This is a genomic window from Undibacterium sp. Ji50W (assembly GCF_049340445.1).
Taxonomy (GTDB): domain Bacteria; phylum Pseudomonadota; class Gammaproteobacteria; order Burkholderiales; family Burkholderiaceae_D; genus Undibacterium.
On the sequence record NZ_JBMPOX010000023.1, the window covers coordinates 36,263 to 62,325 of the forward strand.

A 26,063-nucleotide genomic window follows, 5' to 3' on the forward strand; every position below is an offset into this window, starting at 1 on the left:
AAAGTTAAAGTATTTACAATATTATTTTTTAAATATTTTTTACAATTGTGCAGAAGCATGTTACCCGGCATGGTTTTCACATGCCGCGGTGGCAAGAACAGCGCTAGTCTGACTGAATTGACTGGGCCTCGTATGCAGGCAAATCACGAAGGTAAAAGCAGATTGGCAGGCTTGCCTGCAGCAAAATCCAGAATATTCTGGAACGCTGCGCCGAAATACAGCTCATAGCTGGCCTGTTCCACATAACCCAGATGCGGGGTGGCCAATACGTTTTCGCGGTGTAATAGTGGATGGTCTGGTGCCACAGGCTCGCTTTCAAAGACATCGATGGCGGCAAAGCCGGGGTGGCCGGCATCCAGCGCGGCTTCCAGCGCACCGGGCGGCAGCAATTCGGCACGGCTGGTGTTGACCAGCAAGGCATCGCTTTTCATCAGGGCCAGGTCGGCCAGGCTGACGATGCCTTTGGTGGCATCATTCAAGCGCAGGTGCAGGCTGATGATGTCGCACCCGGCAAAGAAGGCTTCTTTTGATTCGGCCACCAGCAATCCATCCTGGGCCGCCTGGGCCCGGCTCGGTTCACGCCCCCAGACCATGACTTGCATGCCAAACGCTTTGGCGTAGCCGCTGATGATCTTGCCTATCTTGCCATAACCCCAGATGCCCAGCGTGCGCTTCTTCAATACCCGGCCCAACCGGTTATTCGCTGCTTCCAGTGAAGAGGTCTGCCATACGCCCTCTTGCAAAAGCTGGGCATAATTCGGCAGCCTGCGCCAGGCCGCCATGATCAGCCCCCAGGTCAATTCTGCCGGCGCAGTCGGGTCCCCCACGCCTTCGGCAATGGCGATACCGCATTCATGAGCTGCGGCGATATCGATATTGCCAGCCACTTTGCCGGTTTGTGAAATAAGCTTCAGATTTGGTAATTTTTGTAGTAATGGCTTGCTCAGGCGTGTTCGCTCACGTATCAGTACGACGGCATCAAACGCCGCCAGCCGTATTGCCAGTTGCCCCACCCCCACGGCGGTATTATTGAAGACCTTGACCTCATGTTCGTGCAGCAGGCTAAAGCAGGGTAAATGGCGGACTACGTCCTGATAATCATCCAAAACGGCAATTTTCATGGTTTTTCCTCACGGCTGAAATAAGTTTTAAATGTATCAATTGATGGACAAAGCATAAGCTGGATTGCCAATTTTTTCAGGCCCCAGGGGATGCATGAAAACATATTGTGAAGCGGCTGAAAAATCTTCACTTTCATAAAACGTAAAACAATGATAATGAAACTGACGCAAAATTCGCCTCAAGCCAGACTCGCGTGTACAATGCTTGCCTACGTAGCTTTTTGATTCTTCCGCCCCGCGCCATTCTGCCGGGCGCAAGCCAGGAGCCAAGACACCCTCTTGTCTTCGTATTATCCGACAGAACCGCCGCTATGGTGTCCGCCTTGCTTGAACGCTTCCTGCGATCGCATCGCCACATTCCAACGACGATCCTGCCGTGCCGCTACACCGGTTTTTTTATTGAAATGGCATTGGAGGTAGTATCGTGAATCAACCCATCATGCAAGGCGTGACAGCATTGAATGCACCCGCTTACGTGAAACATCAGAAATTGATCAACTGGATCGCCGACATGGCGGCCCTGACCAAACCTGACAACATTTACTGGTGTGACGGCTCGCATGAAGAGTACGACCGTCTGTGCACCCAGATGGTTGCCGCTGGCACCATGAAAAAACTGAATGAAGCCAAACGCCCCAACAGCTATCTGGCCTGTTCTGACCCTTCTGACGTGGCACGCGTCGAAGACCGTACTTATATCTGCTCGGCCAACAAGGAAGATGCGGGTCCAACCAATAACTGGATGGCACCGGCAGAAATGCGCGCTACCCTGAACCCGCTGTTTGATGGCTGCATGCGTGGTCGGACCATGTATGTCGTGCCGTTTTCCATGGGTCCGCTGGGTTCGCCTATCGCCCATATCGGCGTCGAACTGTCTGATTCCCCTTACGTTGCTGTCAACATGCGCATCATGACGCGTATGGGCCAGGCTGTGTATAACGTACTGGGCACGGATGGTGATTTCGTCCCCTGCGTACATACTGTAGGCGCACCGCTGGCTGCCGGCCAGGCGGATGTCGCATGGCCATGCAATAACACCAAATACATCGTGCATTACCCTGAAACCCGCGAAATCTGGTCTTTTGGTTCTGGTTATGGTGGCAATGCCTTGCTGGGCAAGAAATGCTTTGCACTGCGTATCGCGTCCACCATGGGCCGTGACCAGGGCTGGCTGGCTGAGCACATGCTGATCCTGGGTGTAGAGTCGCCGGAAGGTAAAAAGCATTATGTGGCAGCGGCTTTCCCGTCAGCTTGCGGCAAGACCAATTTCGCCATGCTGATTCCTGCCATCAAGGGCTGGAAAGTCACTACCATTGGGGATGACATTGCCTGGATCAAACCTGGCCAGGATGGCCGCCTGTATGCGATCAACCCGGAAGCCGGTTATTTTGGCGTGGCACCTGGCACCAACACTGCCACCAATTCCAACTGCATGGCGTCATTGACAGCCAACACCATTTTCACCAATGTCGGTTTGACCGATGATGGCGATGTCTGGTGGGAAGGCATGAGCAAGGAAGCCCCGGCCCACCTGACCGACTGGCAAGGCAAGGACTGGACACCGGAAATAGCCAAAGCAACCGGCCGTAAAGCCGCCCATCCCAACGCCCGTTTCACCGTTGCCGCCACGCAAAATCCAGTCATCGACGCTGCCTGGGATGATCCGGCTGGCGTACCGATCTCAGCCTTCATCTTCGGTGGCCGCCGCTCGACGACCGTGCCGCTGGTGACGGAAGCCCGTAACTGGGTAGAAGGCGTCTACATGGCTGCCACCATGGGTTCGGAAACCACGGCTGCTGCCGTTGGCCAGCAAGGCGTGGTACGCCGTGATCCTTTCGCCATGCTGCCTTTCATGGGCTACAACATGAGCGACTATTTCCAGCACTGGCTGGACATGGGCAAGAAGATCGAAGCTGCAGGCGCAACACAACCTGCGATTTTCTGCGTCAACTGGTTCCGTACAGATGAAAACGGCAAATTTGTCTGGCCAGGTTTTGGCGACAATATGCGCGTCCTGAAATGGATGCTGGAACGCATAGAAGGCCAGGCCACAGGCGTCGAAAACATCTTTGGTGTGACACCGACCTTTAGCGACCTGACCTGGGATGGCCTAGACTTTACCCAAGCCCAGTTCGACACCATCACTTCCATAGACAAAGCCGCCTGGGCTGCAGAACTGACCCTGCACACCGAGCTGTTTGAAAAACTGGCCTACCACCTGCCAGCAGAACTGGAAGCGACCCGCGTTGCCCTGGAAAAACGCCTGACAGCCTGATTTACCCCATCTCCAACAAAAAACGCGACTACGGTCGCGTTTTTTGTTGTTGCCGACAAGTACATCCGGGGGAAATCAGAGAAAAGATAAAGCAAAGTCCTTAAATGGCACATACAGGATACAAAAAAGCCGTCTACAAAGACGGCTTTTTATCAATCACGACCAGATACAGATAGTCTAGCGATGTACCGGCAACAAGAGCGGCTTGCGCTTCAAACCACTTTGCGCCGTGGCACGATCAGATACCTGCATGATCGTATTCACACTCAAACCAGCCTGCGGCATATCGCTTGCCGGCAAAGGCTTGCTAAGGCTGCTTGCCAGCCGGTTCACCAACGGCTTGCTGAGATAGGCTACCGGAAAAGCGATGGGCCAGATAGTCAGCCAGGCTTCCATCCAGGCAACAAAAAAGTCCGTGCCGAAACCTACCCACAGCAAACGCATGGCAGCACTGGCAACCAGAGTAACGACGCCGGTCGTCAAAATGGTCGGCAACATGGATGCCAGGCTTTTTGAACCTGCCACTACACGTGGATGGCGGGCAGTCGCTGCCTGAACTGCTGCGACTGACATGCCGGGAAATGCTGAAGAATGTTGCATAAAACTGCGACCGTATTTATTTGATAATTAACTGCAAATTAACCGCGAGCAGCCAGTGCGCGCAATTCGGCAGCCATATTTGGCGATGTACCGTCCAGGTCATTGGCGATGCGGCGGATGGCCAGCATATTGCGCAAATTGCGGCCTGCAGTTTTTTCTTCACGCGTTTTTTTTGGGTTGATCACCAGCAGGGCTGCGCGCAGCATGCCGACCAGCAAAGGCTTGAAAACGATCAACATGGTAGCCAGGATACCCAGACCCAGCAAAGGACGGGCGGAACCGATAACGGTACTGATGGCCAGTTGAGAAACAGGCAAGGCGCTGGCGACTGGAAAGGCAATATTCAGGAAAGACATGATTCACTCCACTTTTTTTCACTTTGTATGTCATCATAATATTGCGGCGCACCATATAAATCTAATTTTGATTTATCATATCAATTATACTTTTCGTGAATAATTGTTTTTATTTCCTGCTGGGAGCAAATAACATGAACTTCCTGACACTGGATTTGAATCTCCTGCGTGTCTTCGATGCCGTCATGATCGAGCAAAACCTGACGCGCGCTGCCGATAAGCTGGCAATGACCCAGCCGGCGGTATCGAATGCGTTGAAACGTCTGCGTCACTCCCTCGGTGATGAACTATTGATACGTACCGCCTATGGCGTGAAACCGACACCACGTGCGGAAACCTTGTGGCCAGCCATACGCCATGCCCTTTCCAGCCTGGAAAGCGCCATCGCACCGACCAGTTTCGATGCCTCTAAAACGCAGATCACTTTCCGCCTGGCAATGGCTGATGCCACGGCTGCGCTGTGGATGCCAACCCTGGTGCGGTCAGTCGAAAAAGAAGCCCCGGGTATCACCATGCGTATGGTGCCGCTGACCACGCGTGAACCGCGCCCCATGCTGATGCGTGGTGATATTGATATTGCCGTCGGCTTTTTCCCTGGTGTAGTGGCCCAACTAACCGGCGGCCAGGGTGCTGCCAACAGTGCAATTCGTCATGAAAGGCTGTATTCCGGCCACTATGTATGTGTCATGCGGCAAGACCATCCGCTGGCAAACAGCACCATCACATTAGACGATTATTGCAATGCAAAACATTTGCTGGTCAGCTTTTCCGGTCGTGCCCATGGCCTGGTGGACGAGGCACTCGGCCAGCTGGGGCGCGAGCGCCGCATATTGCTGACAGTCAATCAATTCTTTACCGGTGGTCGCGTGGTCGCCAATTCTGACTTGCTGACCGTGCTGCCGCATCACCTGATTTCTGCCACCGGCATGACAGATGCCCTGATCTGGAAAGAACTGCCTTTCAAAATGCCCGACGTCCATATCGATATGTTGTGGCATGAAAGGGATGGTCGCAATCCTGCCCATCAGTGGCTGCGCCAAAACCTGGTGAAGATGACACATTCCAACCTGATTCCGGAACTGGGGCATCACATCACACTTGATACCTGAGCAGGTGCAGGCATCGCACCACCCTGGGTCCGGGTGCGGGCTGTAGCAAACAGCCCGCATATCAGCCGCTTAATTAAAATATAAACAGGACTTACGCAAAATTGTCCCAGCAAGGCGCTGCGACGAAGACAGTACTTTAGTACGGCGAGGAGCCGCAACGTAGCTGGGGCGGTTTTGCGTAAGTCCTAATAAATCAGCCATATAAGTAGCAATATATATGGCCCCGACTATTGCCGCCCCACAGAAAACTTGTTAGTCTGAAAGAGGTGACATAAAAACTTCCCCCTCAAGATATCTACAAATCACCGACAACAAGATGCCTGAAGCCCGCGCTACCTTGGTTCGATTTCTGCAATGGCTAGTGCTGTGCTTTTGCGTCGTGGCCAGCAATGTGCATGCCGTACCGTTGAGCCTGAACGGCGACACCGGCAAGCTGGCGCTGGTTTCGCAGTTTCAACTGTTCGAAGATAAAAGCGGCCGTTTGGGTATCACCGACATCCTGCAGCCAGAAATGGCCAGCCAGTTCCGACCGCTGCGTGGCAATCTTAGCGCCTCTTACTCAAACTCTGCCTACTGGCTACGCCTGGATTTGCAAAGAGCCAGCCCCAGCATCGGCCAACAATGGCTGATGGAACTGACGCCCGTCATGCTGGATGATATCCGCCTGTATCACCCCAGAGCCGATGGCAGCATAGAAACCCATCGTGCTGGCGACCACATGCCTTTTTCTGCGCTGGAAATCCGCCATCACTTCCCCATATTCCTGCTCAACCTGCCGGATACCAGCGCCAATGTCGTGTATCTGCGGATACAAAGTACCAGTGCAGTCTTCCTGCGTGCCACCCTGTGGACACCACAGACCTTTGTCGAGGAATCAAATTTCATCTCGAATATGATGGGCGTGTATTACGGCATCATGCTGGCGATGATCGTCTACAACCTGTTATTGGTGATCACGCATCATGAGCGGTCCATGATGTATTACCTGTTGTTGTCTTTGCTTACCCTGATTGCCGGCATGAGCCTGAACGGCCATATCGGCATGTATTTCGCCCCCAACTGGCCATGGCTGGTGGACATATTGCCGGGACTGGTCTCACCGCTGATCGTGCTGGCAGCATCGCTGTTTATTTCCAGCTTCCTCAAACTGCGCGACAAAATGCCGTGCGTGCACTGGTTCTTTGTCTTCATCCAAATCTTCTGTAGCGTAGCCGCCATCGCGGTACTGACCGGGTATAACCATGTGGTCGCACCTTTTGTACAATCACTGGGCTTGCTACAGATGCTGGCGATATTGCCTGTCTGCCTGCTGGTTGGCATGCGCGGCTACCGCCCCGGTTATATCGTCTTCATGGCCTCCATGACCTGGATCGCCGGCGTCTTGCTGGTGGCGATGCGCAATCTGGGACTGATAGAACCTAGCTGGATGACTGACTATGGCTTCCAGGTCGGTTCTGCGGCGGAAGTGATCTTGCTGGCCCTGGCCCAGGCCGACCATATCAGTCTGATGAAAAAGGAAAACGCCAACAACCAGGCAAAATTGCTGGAAGTTTCGCAACGTGCCGAACAGGAACTCGATGCCAAGGTCAGGCAACGTACCGAAGAACTGGCCGATGCCGTGGCCCGCCTGCAAAAACTGGACAAGGAAAAAAATGATTTCCTGGGGATTGCCGCACATGACCTGAAAAACCCGCTGACCAGCATCATAGGCATGAGCGATCTGCTGCGCAAACTGTACCAGGCCATGCCAGAACCGCAACGCCAGCATTATCTGGAGCGCATCAGCTATAGCGGTCAGCGCATGATGCGCATTATCAGCAATCTGCTGGATGTGAATGCCATGGATACCGGCCACCTGAACCTCAAGCTGCAAAATCTGGACTTGAGCAAGGTCTTGCATGATGCCATGCAACAATATGAAGAAATGCTGAAAGCCAAAGACCTGCTGCTGGTCAAGCAGGTACAGGACAGTGTGATGGTACACGCCGACCTGGATGCCTGCGTGCAAATCATTGACAACCTGGTCTCCAATGCGATCAAGTATTCACCGCTGGGCCGGCATATATGGCTCAGCGTCAGGGCTGAGCGAGGCATGGGCATATTCCAGGTACGGGATGAAGGCCCGGGTCTGTCGGCAGAAGACCAGTTACACCTGTTTGAAAAATTCTCGCGCCTGTCCAGCTTGCCGACTGCCGGTGAACATTCCACCGGCCTTGGCCTGTCCATCGTCAAGAAACTCAGTGAAGCCTGTGGCGGCAGCGTCCATTGCGCCAGCGAAGCCGGACAGGGCTGCACCTTCACCATAGAACTGCCACTGGCGGCAACGCAAAACCACGACCATTAACGGACCAACAGCATCGGCTACATCGCTTACAATCGCAAGTATTCCCTCATTTCTGCATTTATCTATGTTTACAGGCATCGTTCAGGGCATCGCCCGTATCGCACAACTCAGTGACAAAACCGGCTTGCGGACTTACCAGCTGGAATTTCCTTCCGGTTTCTGCAAAGACCTGGAAATTGGTGCCAGCGTCGCCGTTGATGGCGTCTGCCTGACGGTAACTGCCCTGCATGGCGACAACGCAGCCGAATTCGACGTCATGCAGCAAAGCCTGGCTGTCACCACCCTGGGAGAATACCAGGCCGAGGGCCGGGTCAATGTAGAACGTGCCGCCAAGGATGGTGCAGAAATCGGTGGCCACCCCTTATCTGGCCATATCGACTTCAAGGCCCATATCGCCCAGATACGTGAGCTGGAAAATAATTACGTGATACGCATCGCCGTCCCACCAGAATGGTTGCGCTATATCTTTGCCAAAGGCTATATCGCCATCAACGGTGCCAGCCTGACCATCGCAGAAGTAAACCGTGAAGAAGGCTGGTTTGAAGTCTGGCTGATCCCGGAAACCCTGCGCATGACCGTCTTTGCCGACAAGAAAACCGGTGCCAGCCTGAATATAGAAATTGAACGAACCACGCAAGTCGTGGTCGATACCGTACGCAGCATGCTGGCAGAAACCCTGGGACCACTGCTACCGGCACTGGAAAGTCTGCTGGCACAGCAAGGCAAGGATCTGGGGCAGATCAACCAAACCACGCTGCCACCACACAAAAAGCCTTGAATTAACAACTAAACCAGCAGGTCGCCGCATCAGCCCCAACATTGATAAAGGATAGCCATGCTCACAGCCGCAACGGATCAAGCCATCGCCGCCATACAAGACTGCATGCAGCAATGGCAAGCTGCCACGGCAGCTGGCGACGTCGACAAGTTGCTGGATCTGATGGATGAAGAGGTGGTGTTTCTGGTGGCTGGCAATACGCCCATGAAAGGCCGCCAGCAGTTTGCCCAGAACCTGCAGGCGGTATTACAGACTCACAGCATCGCTTCCCGTTCCGACCTCCAGGAAATCGTCGTGCAGGCTGATCTCGCTTACAGCTGGGCCTATCTGCAAGTCAGCATCAGCCCCAGACTGGGTGGCCAGCCCATACTGCGCAGCGGCAATGTCCTGAGCATCTGGCGTCTGCAGGCAAATGGCAAATGGCGCATCTGCCGCGATGCCAATCTGCTGACACTGGAACCCCCTGCCACGCCGGGAGCCTGATTATGGGCGCGCTATCCAGCTTCTTATTCAACAGCTTATCCACAAGCTTATCCACATACTTACGCACATACTTGTCTACAGGTTTATCCACAAACTTATGCACAGGCATTTGTGTAACTTTATTGACTGGCTTTTCAACATCATGCCTGGCACAAAACATTGATGCACCGAATGTCGTCCCCATCACGGCCCAACTGACCAGCTCTGGCCAGCCCACGGCCAAAGCGCTGGAAGGCCTGGCTGCACAAGGCTATGAGGCCGTCATCTATCTGGCCCCACCAAATGTATCTGACGCCGTGCGGGAAGAGCACCTGATCATTGGTCGCCAGAACCTGGTCTTTGTGAATATCCCCATCGTTTTCAACAAGCCCACCGTCACAGACTACGAGACCTTTGCCGCCATCCTGCAAGGCCTGGGAAATAAAAAGGTCCTGGTGCACTGCCAGGTGAATATGCGCGCATCCACCATGGTCTTCTTGTACCGCGTCGTGGTCGGCAAGGAAGACCCGCGTCTGGCCTATGAAGCCGTCAGCAAGGTCTGGGTACCCAACGGACCGTGGAAACAACTGATGCTGGATGTCTTGCAAAAGCATCAGATCAGTTTTGAGCCGTATTGAGATTATTTTCTGTACTGAATCGCCGATAAACACGGCTGCGACCAGCCTTGCTCGTCGCAAATTTCTCCGGTAATCATGCACTGCTGAATCTACCCCGCCGCCTTCCTGAAGATCCCGCGCAATAGTCTGTTGTATTTCATACCCCGGAAGAAATCGTAACACCGGAAGGTATCGTAACGAGTAGAAATATTGCCAACGGCCGTGCCATAATCATCGTACAAAATTTTAGCAATTCATTTTGTACCACCGATCCAATCAAGGAAGCCAAATGCAAAGCAAATCGTTCAAAATGGCGATGTTGTTCGCCTTATTCATCGCTATCATAGGCGGCGCATACTTGTACAAAAACAAGAGCCCGGGCGCGCCTGATACGGTTGGCAGTCTGGTTGGCAGCCTGGTTGGCGACCCGGTGGTCAATGATGATCCGAACGCGCCGCTTACCCTGGTGGATGCAGCAGACCGTGGCCTCGATGGTGCGCCGGCACTGGCGCTGACCTTCAGCATTCCACTCGACAGCAGCAAGACCTATGAAAAATACCTGCAGGTATTCGAGATGCCCCTCTCGGCAGCAGATCTGAAAAAAGCCGAGACCAACAATAACAATGATGAAGACAATGGCTATGACGACGATGGTCAGCCCAAAAAGGGCAAGGTCAGCACGGTCAGTACCAAGGCTGAAGACACCGACAGCAAGGGCGGAAAGCCAGTAGCCGGGGCCTGGGTGGTTGGTGAAAATCCACGTCTTTTGTACTTCCCGCACATCAAGCCACAAACCCGTTATGTCATCCAGGTGCAGACTGGCCTGCCTGCGCGCAATGGCAAAACCCTGGGCAGTGAGGCGCGCTATTCTATCGTCTCTGCACCGGTTTCCCCTTCCTATTATTTCGCCAGTAACGGCATGGTGTTACCAGCCAAGCAAAATGGTGGCCTGCCTGTTGTCACCGTGAATGTACCGGAAGTGGACGTGCAATTCCTGCGGGTGAAAAATGACCAGTTGCCGCGCTTCCTTGACAGTGTCATCAATGGCAAACCCAAAAAAGCGGATGCGGTAAAAACCGAAGGCGAAGAGGGCGAAGGTGAGAATGATTATAACTACGACTGGCGGCGTAGCAGCCTGAAAGGTGCGGTTCAGGTTTACCAGCTCGATGAATTGCGCAAGATGTCAGACAGCGTCTATCTGGGTCGCTTCATGACCGAGCAAAAAGCCAACAAGCGCAGTGTCACCTATATCTCGGTGGAAGATATCAAGGAACTCAAGGACCCCGGTGTTTACGTCGCCGTCATGAGCCAGCCCGGCCGTTTCCGCTATGAATACCAGACCACTTATTTCTATGTATCCGACCTTGGCCTGCATACACATCTGTATGACAAGTCTGCCGATGCCTTTGTCAGTTCACTGACTGATGGCAAAGCTGTCAGCGGCGTCGAAGTATCCTGGATGGATGAAGCAGGCAAGGTCCTGGCCAAGTCCGAAACCGATGGCGATGGTCACGTCACTTTTGCCGAGCAACCAAAGACTGCCAAGGTCTTGATGGCACGCAAGGGTGAGCAGATTTCTGTGCTGGCATTGAAAGAACCGGCACTCGACTTGTCTGAATACGACATCACTGGGGCGCCCTACAAGGCGACGCGTCTGTTTGCCTATTCTGGCCGCAATCTATATCGTCCTGGTGAACAATTTGATGTGTCGGTGCTGGCCCGCGATGCCGATGGCCGCGCTGTGCCTGCCAAGGCCATACAGGCCAGACTGAAACGTCCAGATGGCAAGGATCAGTTCACCGCCACCTGGCGGCCAGACCAGCGCTTTGGCGGTTATCTGGTCAAGCGCCTGGAATTGCCAGCTGATGCACCTACCGGTTTCTGGACCCTGGAATTGCGGGCAGACCCGGCTGATAAAATACCCGGCACGGTATTCCGCTTCGGTGTAGAAGAATTCCTGCCAGAACGCATGAAGCTGGACCTCAGCAGCAAGCTGGCAACGCTGGCGGCTGACAGTGACTACAGTGTTGATGTGGTCGGTAATTATCTGTATGGCGCGCCGGCAGCAGGTAACCGCCTGCTCGGTGTGGCCCAGTTTGAACGCAATAAAAATCCGCTGGCCAAACAATACCCAGGTTTTGAATTTGGCGACGTCACTGAAAACGAAGCCAAGACCCGTACTGAACTGGAAGAAAGCAAGCTTGATGATGAAGGCAAGGCCTCGGTCGATGTTGACCTCTCGCCTATAGCAAAACGTCGTTCACCCTTCACCGTACGCACTACCCTGAGCCTGCTGGAAAGCGGTGGCCGCCCTGTCGTGCGCAGTATGGAAAGAGTCGTCTGGCCTGCCCCGGTGCTGGTCGGTCTGCGCCCTATGTTCACGGGTGAATATGCGCCTGAAGGCAGTCCGGTAGAATTTGAAGTCATACGCTCGGACAAGGATGGCAAATTACAGGCTTCACCGACTTTGCCGGTACGCCTGTTCCGTGAAGACCGCAATTATTACTGGCGCTTTGAAGACCAGCGCGGCTGGCAGTCTGGCTTTACTGAAACCGATGAGCTGGTAGAAACCGCCGCTGTTGCCGTGCCCGCCAATGGTCGTGGCAAATTACGCCTGCCAGTGCGTTATGGCCGTTACAGACTGGAAGTGCTGGACCCCGACACCAAGATGCAGGCTGTCTATCGCTTCTATGTAGGCTGGAGTGCACACAGTGATGAAAGCCAGGGTGTGCGTCCTGACAAGGTCGCCATGAAGCTGGATAAGCCTGTCTATAAAGATGGTGAGACAGCACGTCTGACGATTACCCCGCCGCACAAGGGCGAAGCACTGATCACGGTCGAAGGTGACAAGACCCTGTGGGTAAAACGCATGTCTGTCGGTGCCGATGCAACGACGATCGATATCCCGCTCAACAAGGACTGGAAACGCCACGACCTGTATGTCTCTGCCGTGGTACTACGCCCTGGCAATGAGGGCGACAAGGTGACGCCGGCGCGTGCACTGGGCTTGGCGCATATCCCGCTGGACAGGGCAGACCGCAAATTTGCCGTGACCATGGAAGCACCCGTCAAAGTGCTGCCTGACAGTACCGTCAAAGTAAAAATCAAGGTGCCAGAAGCCAAGGGCCAGAAAACCACAGTGACCTTGTCGGCAGTGGATGTAGGTATCCTGAATATCACCAAGTTTGTGTCGCCTGACCCACATGCCTTCTTCTTTGCCAAATTGCGTTATGGCTCTGACCAGCATGACATCTATGGCCGTCTCATAGAAAAAATGCAGGGGCAAAAAGGTAAACTGAAATTTGGTGGTGACACCACGCCCAAAGCGACCAAGAGCTTGCCGAAGAAAGTGAAACTCATCGACATCTTCAGCGGCCCGGTACAACTAAATGAGCAGGGTGAAGCTGAGATACCGCTGGCCATACCCGACTTCAACGGCACCTTGCGCCTGATGGCTGTAGTGGCTGGTAGCGAACGCTTTGGCGCCAAAGATGCTGAGATGACAGTCGCAGCACCGCTGATTGCCGAGCTGGCGACACCCCGCTTCCTGTCATTTGGTGACACTGCCATCGTCGCACTGGATTTGCACAATCTGTCAGGGGCAGGGCAAAGCCTGAAAGTCAGCGTCAATGGCGGCGAAGCCCTGAAGCTGACAGAAGCCGAACGCAGCCTGAGCCTGAAAAACCAGGAAAAACGGACCCTGCGCTTCCCTATCGAAGCCAAGCCGGTACCTGGCTTGCATACCATTACCGTCAACATCAGCGGCTCTGGCATCAAGATGGAAAGAAGCTTTGCACTTACCGTGCAGGCACCGACGCCACAAACTCTGATCACCAAGCGCTTTACGGTTAAAGCCGGTGAATCGCTGGATCTCAGGGAAGCTGACCTGGCAGGCTTGCACAAGGCATCCTTGCTGGCGCACATGGTCGTATCGAACAAGGCACCTATCGATATCCGCGCCGCCATCCAGGGGTTGTTAACTTACCCGTATGGCTGTGCCGAGCAAACTACCAGCACCGCATACCCGCACGTATTCGTTGATGAAGAAGCCGCCAAACGCTTTGGACTCAAGCCTTATACACGCGAGCAAAGGGTAGAAATGCTGGACAAGGCCATCGCCCGCCTGGCAACCATGCAGGCACCGAACGGCGGGTTCAGCCTGTGGGGCAATGTATCTGAGTATGAGTACTGGTTGTCAGCCTATGTCACCGGCTTTTTGGTGGATGCACGTGAGCAAGGCTTCGGTGTGCCGGATGCCATGTATAACAAGGCGCTGGATTTCCTCCTGCGCGGTTTGCAGGAAGGTGTAGCACGCCTGCCAGCCACAGCTTCAGCTACACCCGCCTCAACAGCCGCAGCAACGACCAATGGCACTGGTCTGTGGGAAGAAAACCGCGTGCGTGACAATGGCCGCTTTAGTGTACTGGCAGCAGGTGCGTATGTACTGTCACGCCAGAACAAAGCACCGCTGGCCACCTTGCGCCAGATGCATGATGCGCGTGGCAATGCGCAATCCGGCCTGGGCCTGATACAACTGGGCATCGCCCTGAAGCAAATGGGGGACAAGGCACGCAGCGATGCGGCCCTGGCCGAGGGTGTCAAGAAAGGCCGTGACAATGGTTACTGGTGGTATGACTACGGCAGCAACCTGCGCGACGCTGCCCTGTCCTATGCCTTGCTGGACAGACACCAGATCACGCTGGCTGGTCGCGATAACCTGATCGGTGTCATTGCCAACGAAATGGAGAAACATCGCTACTACAGCACCCAGGAAAAACTCGCCCTGTTCCTGGTAGGCCGCTCTTACAGCACTGGTGAAACAGCGCCATGGACAGGCTCTTTGGCCATTGCTGGCAAGACTGATGAATTGTCAGCCAAAGCTACGCTGTTCCGTGAATTGCAAGCCAGTGAATTGGCTGCCGGTGTCAAACTCAGCAATGGCAGCAAAGACAATCTGTATGTGGAATTGTCAGTGAGCGGCAACCTGGTCAAGCTGCCACCTGCAAAGAGTGACGTGATAGAACTCAGCCGCAAGATGTATGCACCGGATGGTTCAGAAATCGGTAACCGTGCCTTGAAGGTCGGCGAGACCATCATCATGCGCATCACCGCCCGCAGCCGCAACGCCATGGGCACAGGCATGATCGTCGACCGCATCCCGGCTGGCCTGGAAATCGAGAATACGAATATCGTCCAGGGCGAACAGATGAATGCCGTCACGATAGACAAACTCAACCCTGCCGAAGTCATGCAAGACCCGCGCATCAAACACGTCGAGTTCCGTGATGACAGGTTTGTAGCAGCAGTACGCATGGACTGGAATGTGCTGAACCTGTTCTACCGCGTGCGGGTAGTGACACCTGGTAAATTCGTCATCCCGCCGCTGTATGCGGAAGATATGTACAGGCCGGATTTGTATGGGCAAACGGGAGGGGCGGATGTGTTGACTGTGGTGGAGAGTGGGAAGTAGCGAACATTAAGTAGGTTGGGCTACGCCTCATCAGCCCAACACTGGGCGCTTGATAAAGTAATTCGTTTATCAATGCCTGATTTAAAACCTCTCACCACAGAGGCACGGAGACACAGAGAAAAACGGAGAAGTGCCAGCCGATGAACGGCCATCATAATAACGTCGTGCCAGCGCAAGCTGGAACCTAGTGACGTTTGTTGCATGGCCGTACTTTGATTTAAGCGATTGCCCTTCGCAGATACAAGCCGGGTCTCGGCCCGGCGACCGAATTCCTTTCTTTGCTTCGCCAAAGAAAGGAATCAAAGAAAGGCGACCGCAGACTTGCCCTTCGGGTGCTTGCGCTGCGCTCCAGCACAATTTGCGCATCACAAAAAATGGGAAGACCCGAAACTCGCTTCGCTCAAACATCGGCTCTTCTGATTCCATTTTCCGTGAAGCACAAATTACATTGTCCCAAGCGGTTGAAGGTCAAAAGCAGAGTCAAAAACAAGACCAAAAACTGGGTAATTTGATCACTATAAAAATAACGCCATATCTCGTTCTTTTATCTTATTTTTCCTGCATACGCTGCTAATAAAGACCTACCCGAATGAAGCTCAATCTCAAGAAGTACACCAGCTTCACTTACCTGCGAAAAACCTTGCTCGCTCACAAAAAAACCTGGGCAGCAATCATCATCGTCGCACTGACTTTCATCATCGCTGACCTCTGCTTCCCCCTGCCCAAACCCGGCCGCGATTCACCCTACGCCATGGTAGTTCTGGCGCGTGACGGCACACCCCTGCGTGCTTTCCCTGATAACGACCACATCTGGCGTCACGCCATCAGCCTGCAAGAAGTTTCGCCCTATTATGTGGATGCATTAACGCAGTATGAAGACCGGGCGTTCTGGTGGCACCCTGGTGTCAACCCACTGGCGCTGACGCGGGCGGCATGGCAGTGGCTGCACAATGGCAAGATAGTGTCCGGTGGCTCCACCATCACCATGCAGGTGGCGCGCATTATTGATCCTACACCACATACCGTGCGTGGCAAGCTCAAACAAATTGCCCGTGCCCTGCAACTGGAAGCGCATTATTCGAAAAAAGAAATTCTCACCCTATACCTGAACTATGCCCCCATGGGCGGCGTGCTGGAAGGTGTGGAAGCAGCAAGTCGCGCCTATCTCGGCAAACCTGCCAGTCGTCTGACACATGCCGAGGCAGCGCTGCTGACAGTGTTGCCGCAATTGCCTTCCGTCTTGCGGCCAGACCGTTATCCACAACGTGCGCAAGTGGCGCGTGACAAGGTGATACACCGCATGGATGGTAACTGGAGCAAGGACATCATCGCCGATGCTTTGACCGAGCCAGTAACAGCGCAGGTCGTTCGTGAACCGCTGCTCGCCCCTTTGCTGGCACTGCGCATGAAGCAGCATGCAAAGCGCACAAAAAGCCAGCAGACTGTGATCCAGACCACGGTTGATACAGCAATCCAGCAAACAGTAGAAACCCTGCTGGCTGACCGCATACGGCAATTGCCACCGCATGTGTCCATGGCCGCCATGGTGATGGACAATGCCACGTTTGAAGTGCTGGGCTATGCCGGTTCGGCTGACTTTAGTGACCGCGATCGTTTCAGCGATGTCGATATGGTACGGGCTGCGCGTTCACCGGGTTCTGCCCTGAAGCCCTTCCTGTATGCATTTGCACTGGATGAAGGACTGATCCATTCAGAATCCTTGTTATCGGATACGCCACAATCGTTCTCCGGTTACCAGCCCGGCAATTTCCAGCAGAATTTCCATGGTCCCGTCAGCGTTTCTGAAGCGCTGGTGAAATCCCTGAATGTGCCAGCAGTGGAAGTATTGGAACAACTGGGTTCTTCCAACTTTGTATCCATGCTCAGGCGTGGTGGCCTGAAACTGGAATTCCCGCGCGGTGCGACTCCGAATCTCAGTGTCATTCTGGGTGGAGCAGGAGCCAAGCTGGAAGACATGGTCGGTGCTTATTCTTCACTGGCACGCAAAGGCATCGCCGCGGTGCCACGCATGACACCAACGGCAGCCCGCAAGGAACAAAGGATGATGAGTGAAGGTGCCGCCTTCATCGTGCGCGATATACTGGAAACCGGCGGACCTGTTGCACGTGCCGTCGAAGGTAATGGCAGTTACCGCGGCATCGCCTGGAAAACCGGCACCAGCTTTGGTTTTCGTGATGCCTGGGCTGTCGGGGTCAGCAATCGTTACACCATCGGCGTCTGGGTAGGGCGGCCAGATGGCACACCGAATCCCGGCTTCTTTGGGGCAAATGTGGCCGCACCCTTGCTGGTGGATATTTTTACTGCGATACCGGATGGCCGCAGCCCCAGCCCGAACGCCCCACCTGCTTCAGTCAGTCAGGAAAAAATCTGCTGGCCGCTGGGTACACGCGCCAGCGAGCAGCCAGAAAAACTCTGTCCATTGCAGCGCACGGCATGGGTTTTGAATGGTGCAGCACCACCGACTTTTGCTGACCGCCTGAAAACCGCCTCACCAATCTTCACTTACTTTGTCGATAGCCAGAGTGGCTTGCGGGTAGCACCTGAATGCAGTAAACGCCCCATGGAAAAATTGCAGGCTGCACGCTGGCCTTCTTCACTGGAGCCCTGGCTGGACGCCGGCCTGCGCAAGGTCGCCCTGCCACCAGCCTGGGCAGCCGAGTGTGCAGCTATCTACAACGCCGACGAAATCATCAAGATAGTCGGCCTCAGCGATGGCGAAATCCTGCATAGAGCCAGCGACAAGGAGGTACCCAAAGCCCGACTGGAAATTCGTGGCTCACAAGCTGAAATCAGCTGGATGGTGAATGGTCATCTGATAGCAAATAAACTGGCGAACCAGTCACAAATCATAGAATTTCCTGAAGCAGGTCGTTATGATATTACTGCATTTGATGCGTATGGAAGGTATGACAGGATTGCTATCAGCGTGACGCGTTAAATCGACGTCTTCAGATTTATTCTTCATATTTTCTCCATATTTCTGCGCCATCATCGGTTCTGACTGATGGTCCCGTCACTGACTGATGCAAAGGAAGAATATGAAACCACTGTTATCCCTGTCGCGCGCCAGTATCCTACTGGTGATACTGGCACTGAGCAATACCGGGCACGCTCAACCCCAGCCACCTTATGGCGAGCAGAAAAAACCACCTGAGGCCGGCAAGGACGGGCCTCCTCGGCGTGAGCCGCCGCCACAAGCCTATGAAGCCTGCAAGGACAAGAAGGAGGGTGCGGTAGTGCAGATCACTACACCAAGCGAAGGCAAGATTTCAGCGACCTGCACAGCATCACCCAAAGGTCTGTTCGCCCGCCCTGAGCGTCCACCAGGTCCGCCGGGTTCAGCTAGCGCAACTGGCGGACAGGCCAGTGCACCGCCACCTCCTCCTCCGCCACCAAAATAATTTGTCACAGTAAATTATTTCCACACATAGAAAATTTCGATACACAAGGGATTGTAAGAGTAGAATTTCTTATTCTTGCAATCCTGCGCGTGCATTGGAATTAAACTATGAATGAAGAAAAATTAATCCCCGTTTTTGTCCCTGCGCTGGTTGCTATTCTGGTTAATCTGGAAGATAAAAAAGGTAGTCCTTTAAGCTATGAGGAAGTCATAGAAATTCGTGACAATGCCAATGTCATGATGATGGAAAAAACTCATGCTGATGCTCTCAGCGAATCACGTGGCTACGATGATATCGATCCTGAAAACTGCTGGTATGACTGGCAAATGTACAGAAGAGATGCGGGGCGCACACCTGACCTTGACCCCGGTGCAAAAATCGCCTTGACCAATTCAAGTGATGCGCGCATGCAACAAGCTTTTGCAGATGCACAGCAATCCTTGCCGCATTTCCGCAAACTTATCCACGGTAATACGGACAAAGATTTCTTTCCGCTGATCAAAACCAAATTTGTACTTGCCGCCAGCAATATGTTTGTGTGGTTGAGAGTAGTTGAAAACAGCAATACAGGATTCACTGGCGAGTTATTTGAAGTACCCGCAGAGCTACGCGATTATGAAATTGGTGATACTTTCGATGTTGAAGATGCCGCGATAATCGACTGGATGATCAATCACGATGGCACCATGCAGGGTGGCTATACCATCAGGGCCCACAGGGCAACGCTAAACGCAGAAGAGCAAGCGAAGCTGGATACGCATTTGGGTGTCAGTCGTTATCTGTAAAGAGACTAATTCGCCAGACCTGGTCTATGTTGCCTGCTCTGCTTATCAGACTGTGGATAACGCAGATAGTAATTGTCAAACTCAGCTACTTCACGCAAAACAAAGCCGTGGCGAAGGTAAAAACGGTTAGCGTCGCTGTCACGCAAAACTCCAACGTGGATGATCTTTCCCAGTGCGTCGGCTTTTGCCAGCACCAGCTTCATGGCTGCACTGCCAAGACCACGTTGTTGGAAATCTGGATGCAGGTAAAAGTGGTCAAGTAGAAGATCGTCTTCCTGTGGACGTTGTACCAAAAAACCTGCAAGTAAGCCATCCAGCTTGATGAGCCTGGTGTACTCCGCTACAAAATTCCCCAGCAGCCGCTGCCGCGCCCGTTCTGCATCAAAGCGGCCTATTTTTTCCAGGCTGGGGCGCATGGCCAGCACGCACAATTCCGCCAGTTCCACCGCATCTTCAGCTTTTGCAAATTCGAGCTCCAGTTTCACTGCTGACATGCTCCTGCCAAGGTGGTGGCTATGCGCAAGAATCCCTGCTTGCCGACTTTGGGAACATCCCATTTACCATCCAGCGGCACCTTACGCTGATGGGCAATCATCGTCTGCAGATGCGGGATGACCAGTATATATTGTACTGTTTAAACATCTTTTAGAAATCAATCCCTGCTCCTGAAGTCTGATGTGACATGATTAGAACCTGTTTATACATGACTATCTGACAGCGACTTGGTTCACCATGTACAGGATTTGCCTTAGTTTGTTACAAAACCTGGCCTTTCGTCTTATCTGCTAAACCTTGTTTCAATTCTTTACAACTGTAAGGTCAACAAGCTTTTTATTCGCGCCGTTATTAGGTCATAGGGCAACCATGCCAGCCGCGGCTTGCGGCGGATTTGTAAAGAGTCAACCATGAAAACCATACCTCTCTGCCTGACGGCTGTCGCCGTGGCAACTATGATGTCGGCCTGCGTAGTGGCACCACGGCCGGTATATCATCCACAACCTGTGTATGCACCACAGCCTTATCCTGTCGGTACAGTGATCATACAGAACGAGCCACCTGCGCCGTATGCGGAAGTAATAGGTGTGCCCCCTACGCCTGGCTATGTCTGGATAGGCGGTGCCTGGTTCTGGGAAGGTGGCCGCCATGTCTGGCACGGTGGTTACTGGTCAGCACCACGATCCGGCCATTACTGGGTAGCGCATCACTGGGAACGCGCTGGCAATGGCTGGTACTTCAGGGAAGGGCACTGGGAACCGCATCGCCGTTAATTTGAGTTGATTGGATAAGCATATTCCGTGTCTGCAAGGTGTGTTACCTTGCAGACCACTTTTCAGTTCAACCGCCTTCAGATAGACATATCCCGCAGCATCCTTGACGCTTCCCGGTTGGCCAGCAAGACACTGCCGTCGCGCATGTGCAGGCGCAATTGTGATTGTTCATCGGCTTTCATGGATTCAACAAAATCCAGGTTCACCAGCAGCGAGCGGTGTATGCGTATGAAACGTGCCGGGTCGAGCCGGGTTTCCAGTTCTGATATACCCAGCCTGACCAGATAGGTCTTGTCGCCAACGATGATGGCAGTGTATTTGGCATCGGCCTTCAGGTAGGCGATATCATTCACATTCACCGGGAAGATATGGCCACGGTCACGCACCAGTATTCTTTCCAGACGACCCACCTCGCGACCGGCTGCCAGATTCAGTGCGTGTTCCATGGCTTGCAGGGAAGGCGCTGCTTCCAGCAGACGATCTACCGCTGCGTCAAAACGTTCTTGTGAAAACGGCTTGAGCAGGTAATCGACGGCATGCAGTTCAAAGGCGGTCACCGCATACTGGTCATAGGCGGTGGTGAAGATAATGTCGGGCAAGTGGCTGAGACGGCGCAAGACTTCCAGCCCTGTCATTTCAGGCATTTGTATATCCATGAACACCACGTCAGGCTTCAGCAGATTGATTTGCGTCAGGGCGCTGACACCATCGGCGGCTTCACCGATCAGGCTGAGTTCCTGACGGTTGCAGATAGCGTCACGCAAGACTTCTCTCGCCAGCGGTTCATCTTCTGCAATAAAGGCGGTTTTTTGTTTCATGGCGGTTCAGCAAATGGAATAAATGGTAAAACAAATAATGGAACTTAAATCGGCGTCAGCGGTATGGTCAGGCAAATTTCAAAGCCCTGCCCTGGTGCTGTCTGGATCTTGAAGCTGGCGCGTTTGCCATATTCTAGCTGCAGGCGTCTTTCCACAGTTTTAACACCGATACCGCTGGATGCCTGCACCTGCGCCGGGTCAGCCCCAGGGCCATCGTCACTGATGGTGATATCCACTTCGCTTTGCAGGGCTCTGAGTTTGGTACGTATCAGCAAATGACCAGGCTGGCTACGCGGATTAAAGGCATGCTTGATACTGTTTTCCACCAGCGGCTGTATGCTCAGGGCCGGTACGCCATAGCCGGCAGCGGCGGCATCCAGCGACCAGTCCACATGCAATCTTGGTCCCAGACGCAGGGCTTCCAGGTTCAGGTAATCGCGCACAAAATTCAATTCATCTTCCAGCGTCACATGGGTACTGCCGGTTTTTTCTGTATCCAGCACATAACGCAGCATGTCGGAAAAACGGAATAGTGCCGCCTCGGCTGCCTTGCCATCCTTGCGCATCAGCGCGATGATGGAATGCAGGGTATTGAACAGGAAATGCGGGTTAAGCTTGTTGCGCAGGCTGGCCAGTTCGGCCTGCACCAGCAGGCTCTGGGCCTGGCTGGCCGCCAGCGACTGCAAACGTCTGGCCTCGCTAGAACGTACGGTATGAAAAATGCTGGCTACCACCCCATACATCATCAGGCTATACAGGAAAGGCCAGATAGCCATACTTAAAGGCCGGTCAGACGACATGTAGTCTACCTGCACGATGGCGCGCATGAAAAGGCTCACCAGCACATGCCAGAGAATCCCGAACACCAGCGACAGCCAGACATGGATGGAGGCGATGGTGAAAGGCCGGTATCCCTTGCGTTCTATCAAGCCGGTCAGCGGCCAGATAAACGCCAGCATCAGCGCGGCCGGCACGGTACTGATTTCTGACATCAGCGCCAGTTTGAAATCGAATTGGGCTTTTGATAAACCATCTATCTGTACGACGAAACCGATAAGTATGGAATAGCTAAGCCAGGCCAGCGTATAAAAAAGCCACATGCGACGCATCAACTATCCTTTCCCTGTGACTGATGCAATGCCTGAAGTATCCGGTAAATCAGGCATGCCGGGGGTGGATATGTCACCAAATGAGGAAATACGAACCCGGATTGTAAAAATAACGGGGCCTCTGCCGGTAACTGGCCAGGGCGTGTGGACCTAATCCTTTTCCGCTTCCCAGTACTCCATGGTGGCCGACTTGTTATAGCCTTCGCCGGTCAGGCGCACGCTGACGCGGTTGCCGTCCGGGTAGACAATCACATCATGCGGATTGCGTTCGCCGATGATCAGGTAACGGCAGGGCGCATCGGTATGGTTGTACAGGCTGTGCCCGGCTTTTTGCCCGGCCGGAAACACCACATAGCTACCAGCCGTCATGACGTAGGTCTGCTCGCCCAGGCGCAGGGTCAGGCTGCCTTCCATTATCATCATCTGTTCTTCTTCCAGATGATGATAATGGTTGGGGTAGGCTTGTTTGCCGGGTGGCAGTTCTTCCATGCAGACACCTATATGTTTACTACCACCATATTCACCCAGTTGCTGGAAACGGGTGGCGAAACTCTGGCCATGGGAATAGTCGTCCCAGGGTACGTCCTTGATCAAAAAGGGTTTGGTGATACCTTCTTCTGTCAGTGCAACGGCTTTGCTGGCTTCAGTCATGGTGGGCTTTCACTGGTGGATAAATGTCATGGTGACAAGCATGATTTTTACACATCTTTGCTATCTGTGTTTTATTAACCCGTGTTTACGGAATTAAATGATCTGCGCTGAGGCCCGCTCAACAAGTTTTCGCAGATTGGCGGAAAGAACTCTCAAGGCAAAGAAACAGAGGGCGCAGTCTCGATGAGTCTGCGGGCCACAATCATGCCCTTCGTTTCATTCAGGTACTTCTGGAAGTGGAGCGTGTTGCGGTGTTGTAAATATGCGCTTTCGTCAGCGTATATCTCGAAGAAGCGCAGTTGATTCGGATGATCCTTAAGCGCAAGCGCATAGATCGCAAACACACCAGGCTCCAATCGGATCGAAGCCTCGATTTCCTCGGTGACGAACGTTCTATAGGCGTCGAGCCGGGCAGGGTCAATGACAATTTCGGCCATGCGGACAACGGCCGAGGATGGCGGTAATTGCGATTTGGTGCCAAGCATCACAGGCCTGGCTTCAAATAACGCATGCCTCTTCAGCAAGGGCCAGGAGGCGTCGCGAAATTGTTGGTAATGCGCTGACGCCAGGTGTGCCGCGTAAGCGCTCTCGTCGGCATAGACTTCAAGCACGCGGATGCGGTTCGGGTGATCCTTCTCTCCTGCCCAGTAAAATGCAAGCACACCCGGATCATTGCGGCGGGTCTCCCTGACATTCGCTTCTCCTAAAACCTTGAAACGCTCCAAGTGGTCGGGATCAACTTCCAGCTCCGACCATCGTACGTATGTTGACAATGACGTATTTGCGGATGGTTTCTGTTCGGATATTTTTGCTGTTTTCATCGCACTCCCAGTAACTGATTGATCATTTGCATGTGCCAGGCCGCAAACAAGGAGCAATGCGAAGACGAGCGTGAATAGATACAAATTTCCAATTGAAATTTTCATAAAGATAAATACATCCAATATTTAACGAGAGGCGATTCATCGCGAATTGGTGGCAGTCATACTCATACTCCTTTTTCTGGATTCAAAAACCCATCTATATATGATCTGGGACATCGTGATCAATGTCCGCTGAGCTCGTGGAGTTTGTCATCTGAGCCTCCTGGCTGCGTATCTGCTTCAGCTTGGCCATATAGGCTGAATTCTTGTTTGGCGGAATATTCGGGTCGTGAAGTTCAGCAAGCGAGCGCATGGATTTCCTATCCGCATCGACAAAGGCTTTTATCAGTGATTCGGCATCGTCTGATGCAGTTCCCAGGGATTCCAGAGCGTAGCGGCCGGCGCGTACCGCGCTGTCAAACGTTTCCCGTACGATGTCGTTACACCCTGCGCTGAACAGATCATAGACATGAATCCTGTCGTAAGCACGCGCAATAATATGCAGATCGGGGCGCAGCCGCCTGGCGTGCTTTACTATTGACAGCACACGTTCACGATCGTCGATGGCAACAACGAGCAAATGTGCATGCGCCAATCCAGCAGCATCCAGTAAATCCGGTCTCGCGCCATCTCCATAGAACGCCCTCACGCCTATCGTGGTCATGGTGTCTATCATCTCGGCGTTGACATCGAGTACAACGGTTTCGTAACCTTTGATGCGCAGAATCCGGTTGACGATTTGTCCGAACCTGCCGATACCGACAATGATGGCAACACCTTGAACATCGATTTCATCTGCTTTTCTGGCTTGCGATCGAATCATTCTCGCAAGGATGATTCGATCGAACAGAATGAAGAGTATCGGTGTCAGGAGCATAGAAAGTGCGACAGCAAGAAGCAGTGGCTGGGCAAGGGACTGGGGTATCACTGAATTCTGAGTCGCAAAGCCAAGCAACACAAAAGCGAATTCACCAATCTGTGCCAAGCCTAGTGAGAACAGCCATCGATCGGAACCGCGAAGGCGGAATATCGTAGCAATGATCCAGAGCACAGCAATTTTCACGCAGACGAAAGCAAGGGTAGCACCTGCAACTGTGAGCCAATTGGTGAACAGGTAGGCGAAATCAATACCTGCGCCAACAGTCATGAAGAACAATCCTAGCAGCAAGCCCTTAAATGGCTCAATGTCGCTTTCCAGTTCGTGGCGATATTCGCTGTTGGCAAGCACCACTCCGGCTAGAAAAGTCCCAAGCGCCGGGGACAGACCGACCGTTGTCATCAGCAGCGCGATACCGATCACTAAAAGCAAGGCTGCTCCAGTAAATACTTCACGCAATCGTGCCGAGGCGATGAAGCGAAAAATGGGTCTGGAAAAATAATTACCGCCGACGACGATAAATAATACGGCCAAGATGGTGGCAAGTGCGCTCATCCAACCAGGCAGCCCAGCCAGAAGGGTCGTACTCTGTTGCGTGGCTTCGTGCACAGCAGGAGCAATTTCATGACTCGCCAGAAGCGGCAAAAGAGCCAGGACAGGGATGACCGAGATATCCTGGAACAACAAGACAACGAAGCTGGCTTCGCCACCATCACTTTTCAACAAGCCCTTTTCACCTAGAGTTTGCAGCACGATAGCCGTCGAAGATCCCGTTGCTATCATCCCGATGGCCAGGCTCATTTGCCAGTTCATGCCGACGAGACTCGCACCGAGACCTACGACCAGCGCAGTCAAAAGTAGCTGTAGGCCACCGAGTCCGGCCAGCCTGTGCCGCATTCCCCATAACTTCTGCGGTTCCAGTTCCAAACCGACCAGGAAGAGCATCATTACCACACCGAACTCGGCAAACTCCTGAAGTCTATGAGTTTCGATGCCGAGCAAAGTAATGATCGGAGCGATGCAAATGCCTGCGATGAGGTAACCTAAGACAGAACCCAAGCCGAAGCGCTTGGCCAACGGCACCGAAATGACACCGGCAGCGAGAAAAACGAAGGCGTAAAAGAGTGTACTGTTCACG

The 26,063-nt window shown here is 53.3% G+C and carries 21 protein-coding genes; 11 read left to right on the forward strand and 10 right to left on the reverse strand.

The window, feature by feature from the left end; translation table 11 throughout:
* Window positions 1–143: 143 nt before the first annotated feature.
* Complete coding sequence (locus tag ACO0K9_RS23540) at window positions 144–1,121, reverse strand: D-2-hydroxyacid dehydrogenase family protein (RefSeq protein ID WP_422989018.1); 978 nt, start codon at window positions 1,119–1,121, stop codon at window positions 144–146.
* Window positions 1,122–1,157: 36 nt separating this feature from the next.
* Entirely contained in the window at window positions 1,158–1,391 is a 234-nt protein-coding gene (locus tag ACO0K9_RS23545) for a hypothetical protein (protein WP_422989020.1), read from the reverse strand.
* A 154-nt stretch (window positions 1,392–1,545) separates the two neighbouring features.
* Here ACO0K9_RS23545 and ACO0K9_RS23550 point away from each other — a divergent pair, with 154 nt between their 5' ends.
* Window positions 1,546–3,396, forward strand: coding sequence for a phosphoenolpyruvate carboxykinase (GTP) (locus tag ACO0K9_RS23550; protein ID WP_422989022.1), 1,851 nt, complete (start codon window positions 1,546–1,548; stop codon window positions 3,394–3,396).
* Window positions 3,397–3,573: 177 nt separating this feature from the next.
* Here ACO0K9_RS23550 and ACO0K9_RS23555 read toward each other — a convergent pair whose 3' ends face one another.
* Window positions 3,574–3,996, reverse strand: coding sequence for a DUF2798 domain-containing protein (locus ACO0K9_RS23555; RefSeq protein ID WP_422989024.1), 423 nt, complete (start codon window positions 3,994–3,996; stop codon window positions 3,574–3,576).
* A 38-nt stretch (window positions 3,997–4,034) separates the two neighbouring features.
* Window positions 4,035–4,352: a hypothetical protein gene (locus ACO0K9_RS23560; protein WP_422989026.1), complete on the reverse strand. Its 318-nt coding sequence runs from the start codon at window positions 4,350–4,352 to the stop codon at window positions 4,035–4,037.
* A 134-nt stretch (window positions 4,353–4,486) separates the two neighbouring features.
* Between ACO0K9_RS23560 and ACO0K9_RS23565 the strand changes: the two genes are divergently transcribed.
* From ACO0K9_RS23565 to ACO0K9_RS23605, 9 genes are all read left to right on the forward strand, one after another.
* Window positions 4,487–5,461: a LysR family transcriptional regulator gene (locus ACO0K9_RS23565; protein WP_422989028.1), complete on the forward strand. Its 975-nt coding sequence runs from the start codon at window positions 4,487–4,489 to the stop codon at window positions 5,459–5,461.
* 316 nt (window positions 5,462–5,777) lie between these two features.
* Window positions 5,778–7,805 (forward strand): sensor histidine kinase, encoded by a 2,028-nt coding sequence (locus ACO0K9_RS23570; protein WP_422989030.1) that lies wholly within the window; start codon window positions 5,778–5,780, stop codon window positions 7,803–7,805.
* Window positions 7,806–7,869: 64 nt separating this feature from the next.
* Window positions 7,870–8,583, forward strand: a complete 714-nt coding sequence (locus ACO0K9_RS23575; RefSeq protein ID WP_422989032.1) for a riboflavin synthase subunit alpha — start codon at window positions 7,870–7,872, stop codon at window positions 8,581–8,583.
* Between the two features lie 57 nt (window positions 8,584–8,640).
* Window positions 8,641–9,066: a YybH family protein gene (locus tag ACO0K9_RS23580; RefSeq protein WP_422989034.1), complete on the forward strand. Its 426-nt coding sequence runs from the start codon at window positions 8,641–8,643 to the stop codon at window positions 9,064–9,066.
* A 122-nt stretch (window positions 9,067–9,188) separates the two neighbouring features.
* Entirely contained in the window at window positions 9,189–9,683 is a 495-nt protein-coding gene (locus tag ACO0K9_RS23585) for a protein tyrosine phosphatase family protein (protein ID WP_422989036.1), read from the forward strand.
* Window positions 9,684–9,951: 268 nt separating this feature from the next.
* Window positions 9,952–15,132: an MG2 domain-containing protein gene (locus ACO0K9_RS23590; protein ID WP_422989038.1), complete on the forward strand. Its 5,181-nt coding sequence runs from the start codon at window positions 9,952–9,954 to the stop codon at window positions 15,130–15,132.
* Window positions 15,133–15,721: 589 nt separating this feature from the next.
* Window positions 15,722–18,091: a penicillin-binding protein 1C gene (gene pbpC / locus ACO0K9_RS23595; RefSeq protein WP_422989040.1), complete on the forward strand. Its 2,370-nt coding sequence runs from the start codon at window positions 15,722–15,724 to the stop codon at window positions 18,089–18,091.
* 100 nt (window positions 18,092–18,191) lie between these two features.
* Window positions 18,192–18,554 carry a hypothetical protein gene (locus ACO0K9_RS23600; RefSeq protein ID WP_422989042.1) on the forward strand — a complete coding sequence of 121 codons (363 nt, stop codon included), beginning with the start codon at window positions 18,192–18,194 and terminating at the stop codon, window positions 18,552–18,554.
* Window positions 18,555–18,661: 107 nt separating this feature from the next.
* Window positions 18,662–19,339: a DUF2314 domain-containing protein gene (locus ACO0K9_RS23605; protein ID WP_422989044.1), complete on the forward strand. Its 678-nt coding sequence runs from the start codon at window positions 18,662–18,664 to the stop codon at window positions 19,337–19,339.
* 5 nt (window positions 19,340–19,344) lie between these two features.
* On the opposite strand, the gene ACO0K9_RS23610 is transcribed toward ACO0K9_RS23605, so the two are convergent.
* Complete coding sequence (locus ACO0K9_RS23610) at window positions 19,345–19,833, reverse strand: GNAT family N-acetyltransferase (RefSeq protein WP_422989046.1); 489 nt, start codon at window positions 19,831–19,833, stop codon at window positions 19,345–19,347.
* 411 nt (window positions 19,834–20,244) lie between these two features.
* On the opposite strand from ACO0K9_RS23610, the gene ACO0K9_RS23615 reads away from it, so the two are divergent.
* Window positions 20,245–20,607, forward strand: coding sequence for a YXWGXW repeat-containing protein (locus tag ACO0K9_RS23615; RefSeq protein ID WP_422989048.1), 363 nt, complete (start codon window positions 20,245–20,247; stop codon window positions 20,605–20,607).
* A 77-nt stretch (window positions 20,608–20,684) separates the two neighbouring features.
* On the opposite strand, the gene ACO0K9_RS23620 is transcribed toward ACO0K9_RS23615, so the two are convergent.
* The 5 genes from ACO0K9_RS23620 to ACO0K9_RS23640 form a co-directional block, all read right to left on the reverse strand.
* The gene (locus tag ACO0K9_RS23620) at window positions 20,685–21,425 is read right to left on the reverse strand and encodes a LytR/AlgR family response regulator transcription factor (protein ID WP_422989050.1); all 741 of its coding nucleotides are present in this window, start codon (window positions 21,423–21,425) and stop codon (window positions 20,685–20,687) included.
* Window positions 21,426–21,469: 44 nt separating this feature from the next.
* Window positions 21,470–22,525, reverse strand: coding sequence for a sensor histidine kinase (locus ACO0K9_RS23625; protein WP_422989052.1), 1,056 nt, complete (start codon window positions 22,523–22,525; stop codon window positions 21,470–21,472).
* Between the two features lie 159 nt (window positions 22,526–22,684).
* A complete protein-coding gene (locus ACO0K9_RS23630; RefSeq protein ID WP_422989054.1) occupies window positions 22,685–23,185 on the reverse strand; it encodes a cupin domain-containing protein in 501 nt (166 codons plus the stop codon).
* A 152-nt stretch (window positions 23,186–23,337) separates the two neighbouring features.
* Window positions 23,338–24,111, reverse strand: coding sequence for a putative quinol monooxygenase (locus ACO0K9_RS23635; RefSeq protein WP_422989056.1), 774 nt, complete (start codon window positions 24,109–24,111; stop codon window positions 23,338–23,340).
* Between the two features lie 94 nt (window positions 24,112–24,205).
* A complete protein-coding gene (locus ACO0K9_RS23640) occupies window positions 24,206–26,062 on the reverse strand; it encodes a monovalent cation:proton antiporter-2 (CPA2) family protein (RefSeq protein WP_422989058.1) in 1,857 nt (618 codons plus the stop codon).
* Window position 26,063 lies beyond the last annotated feature (1 nt).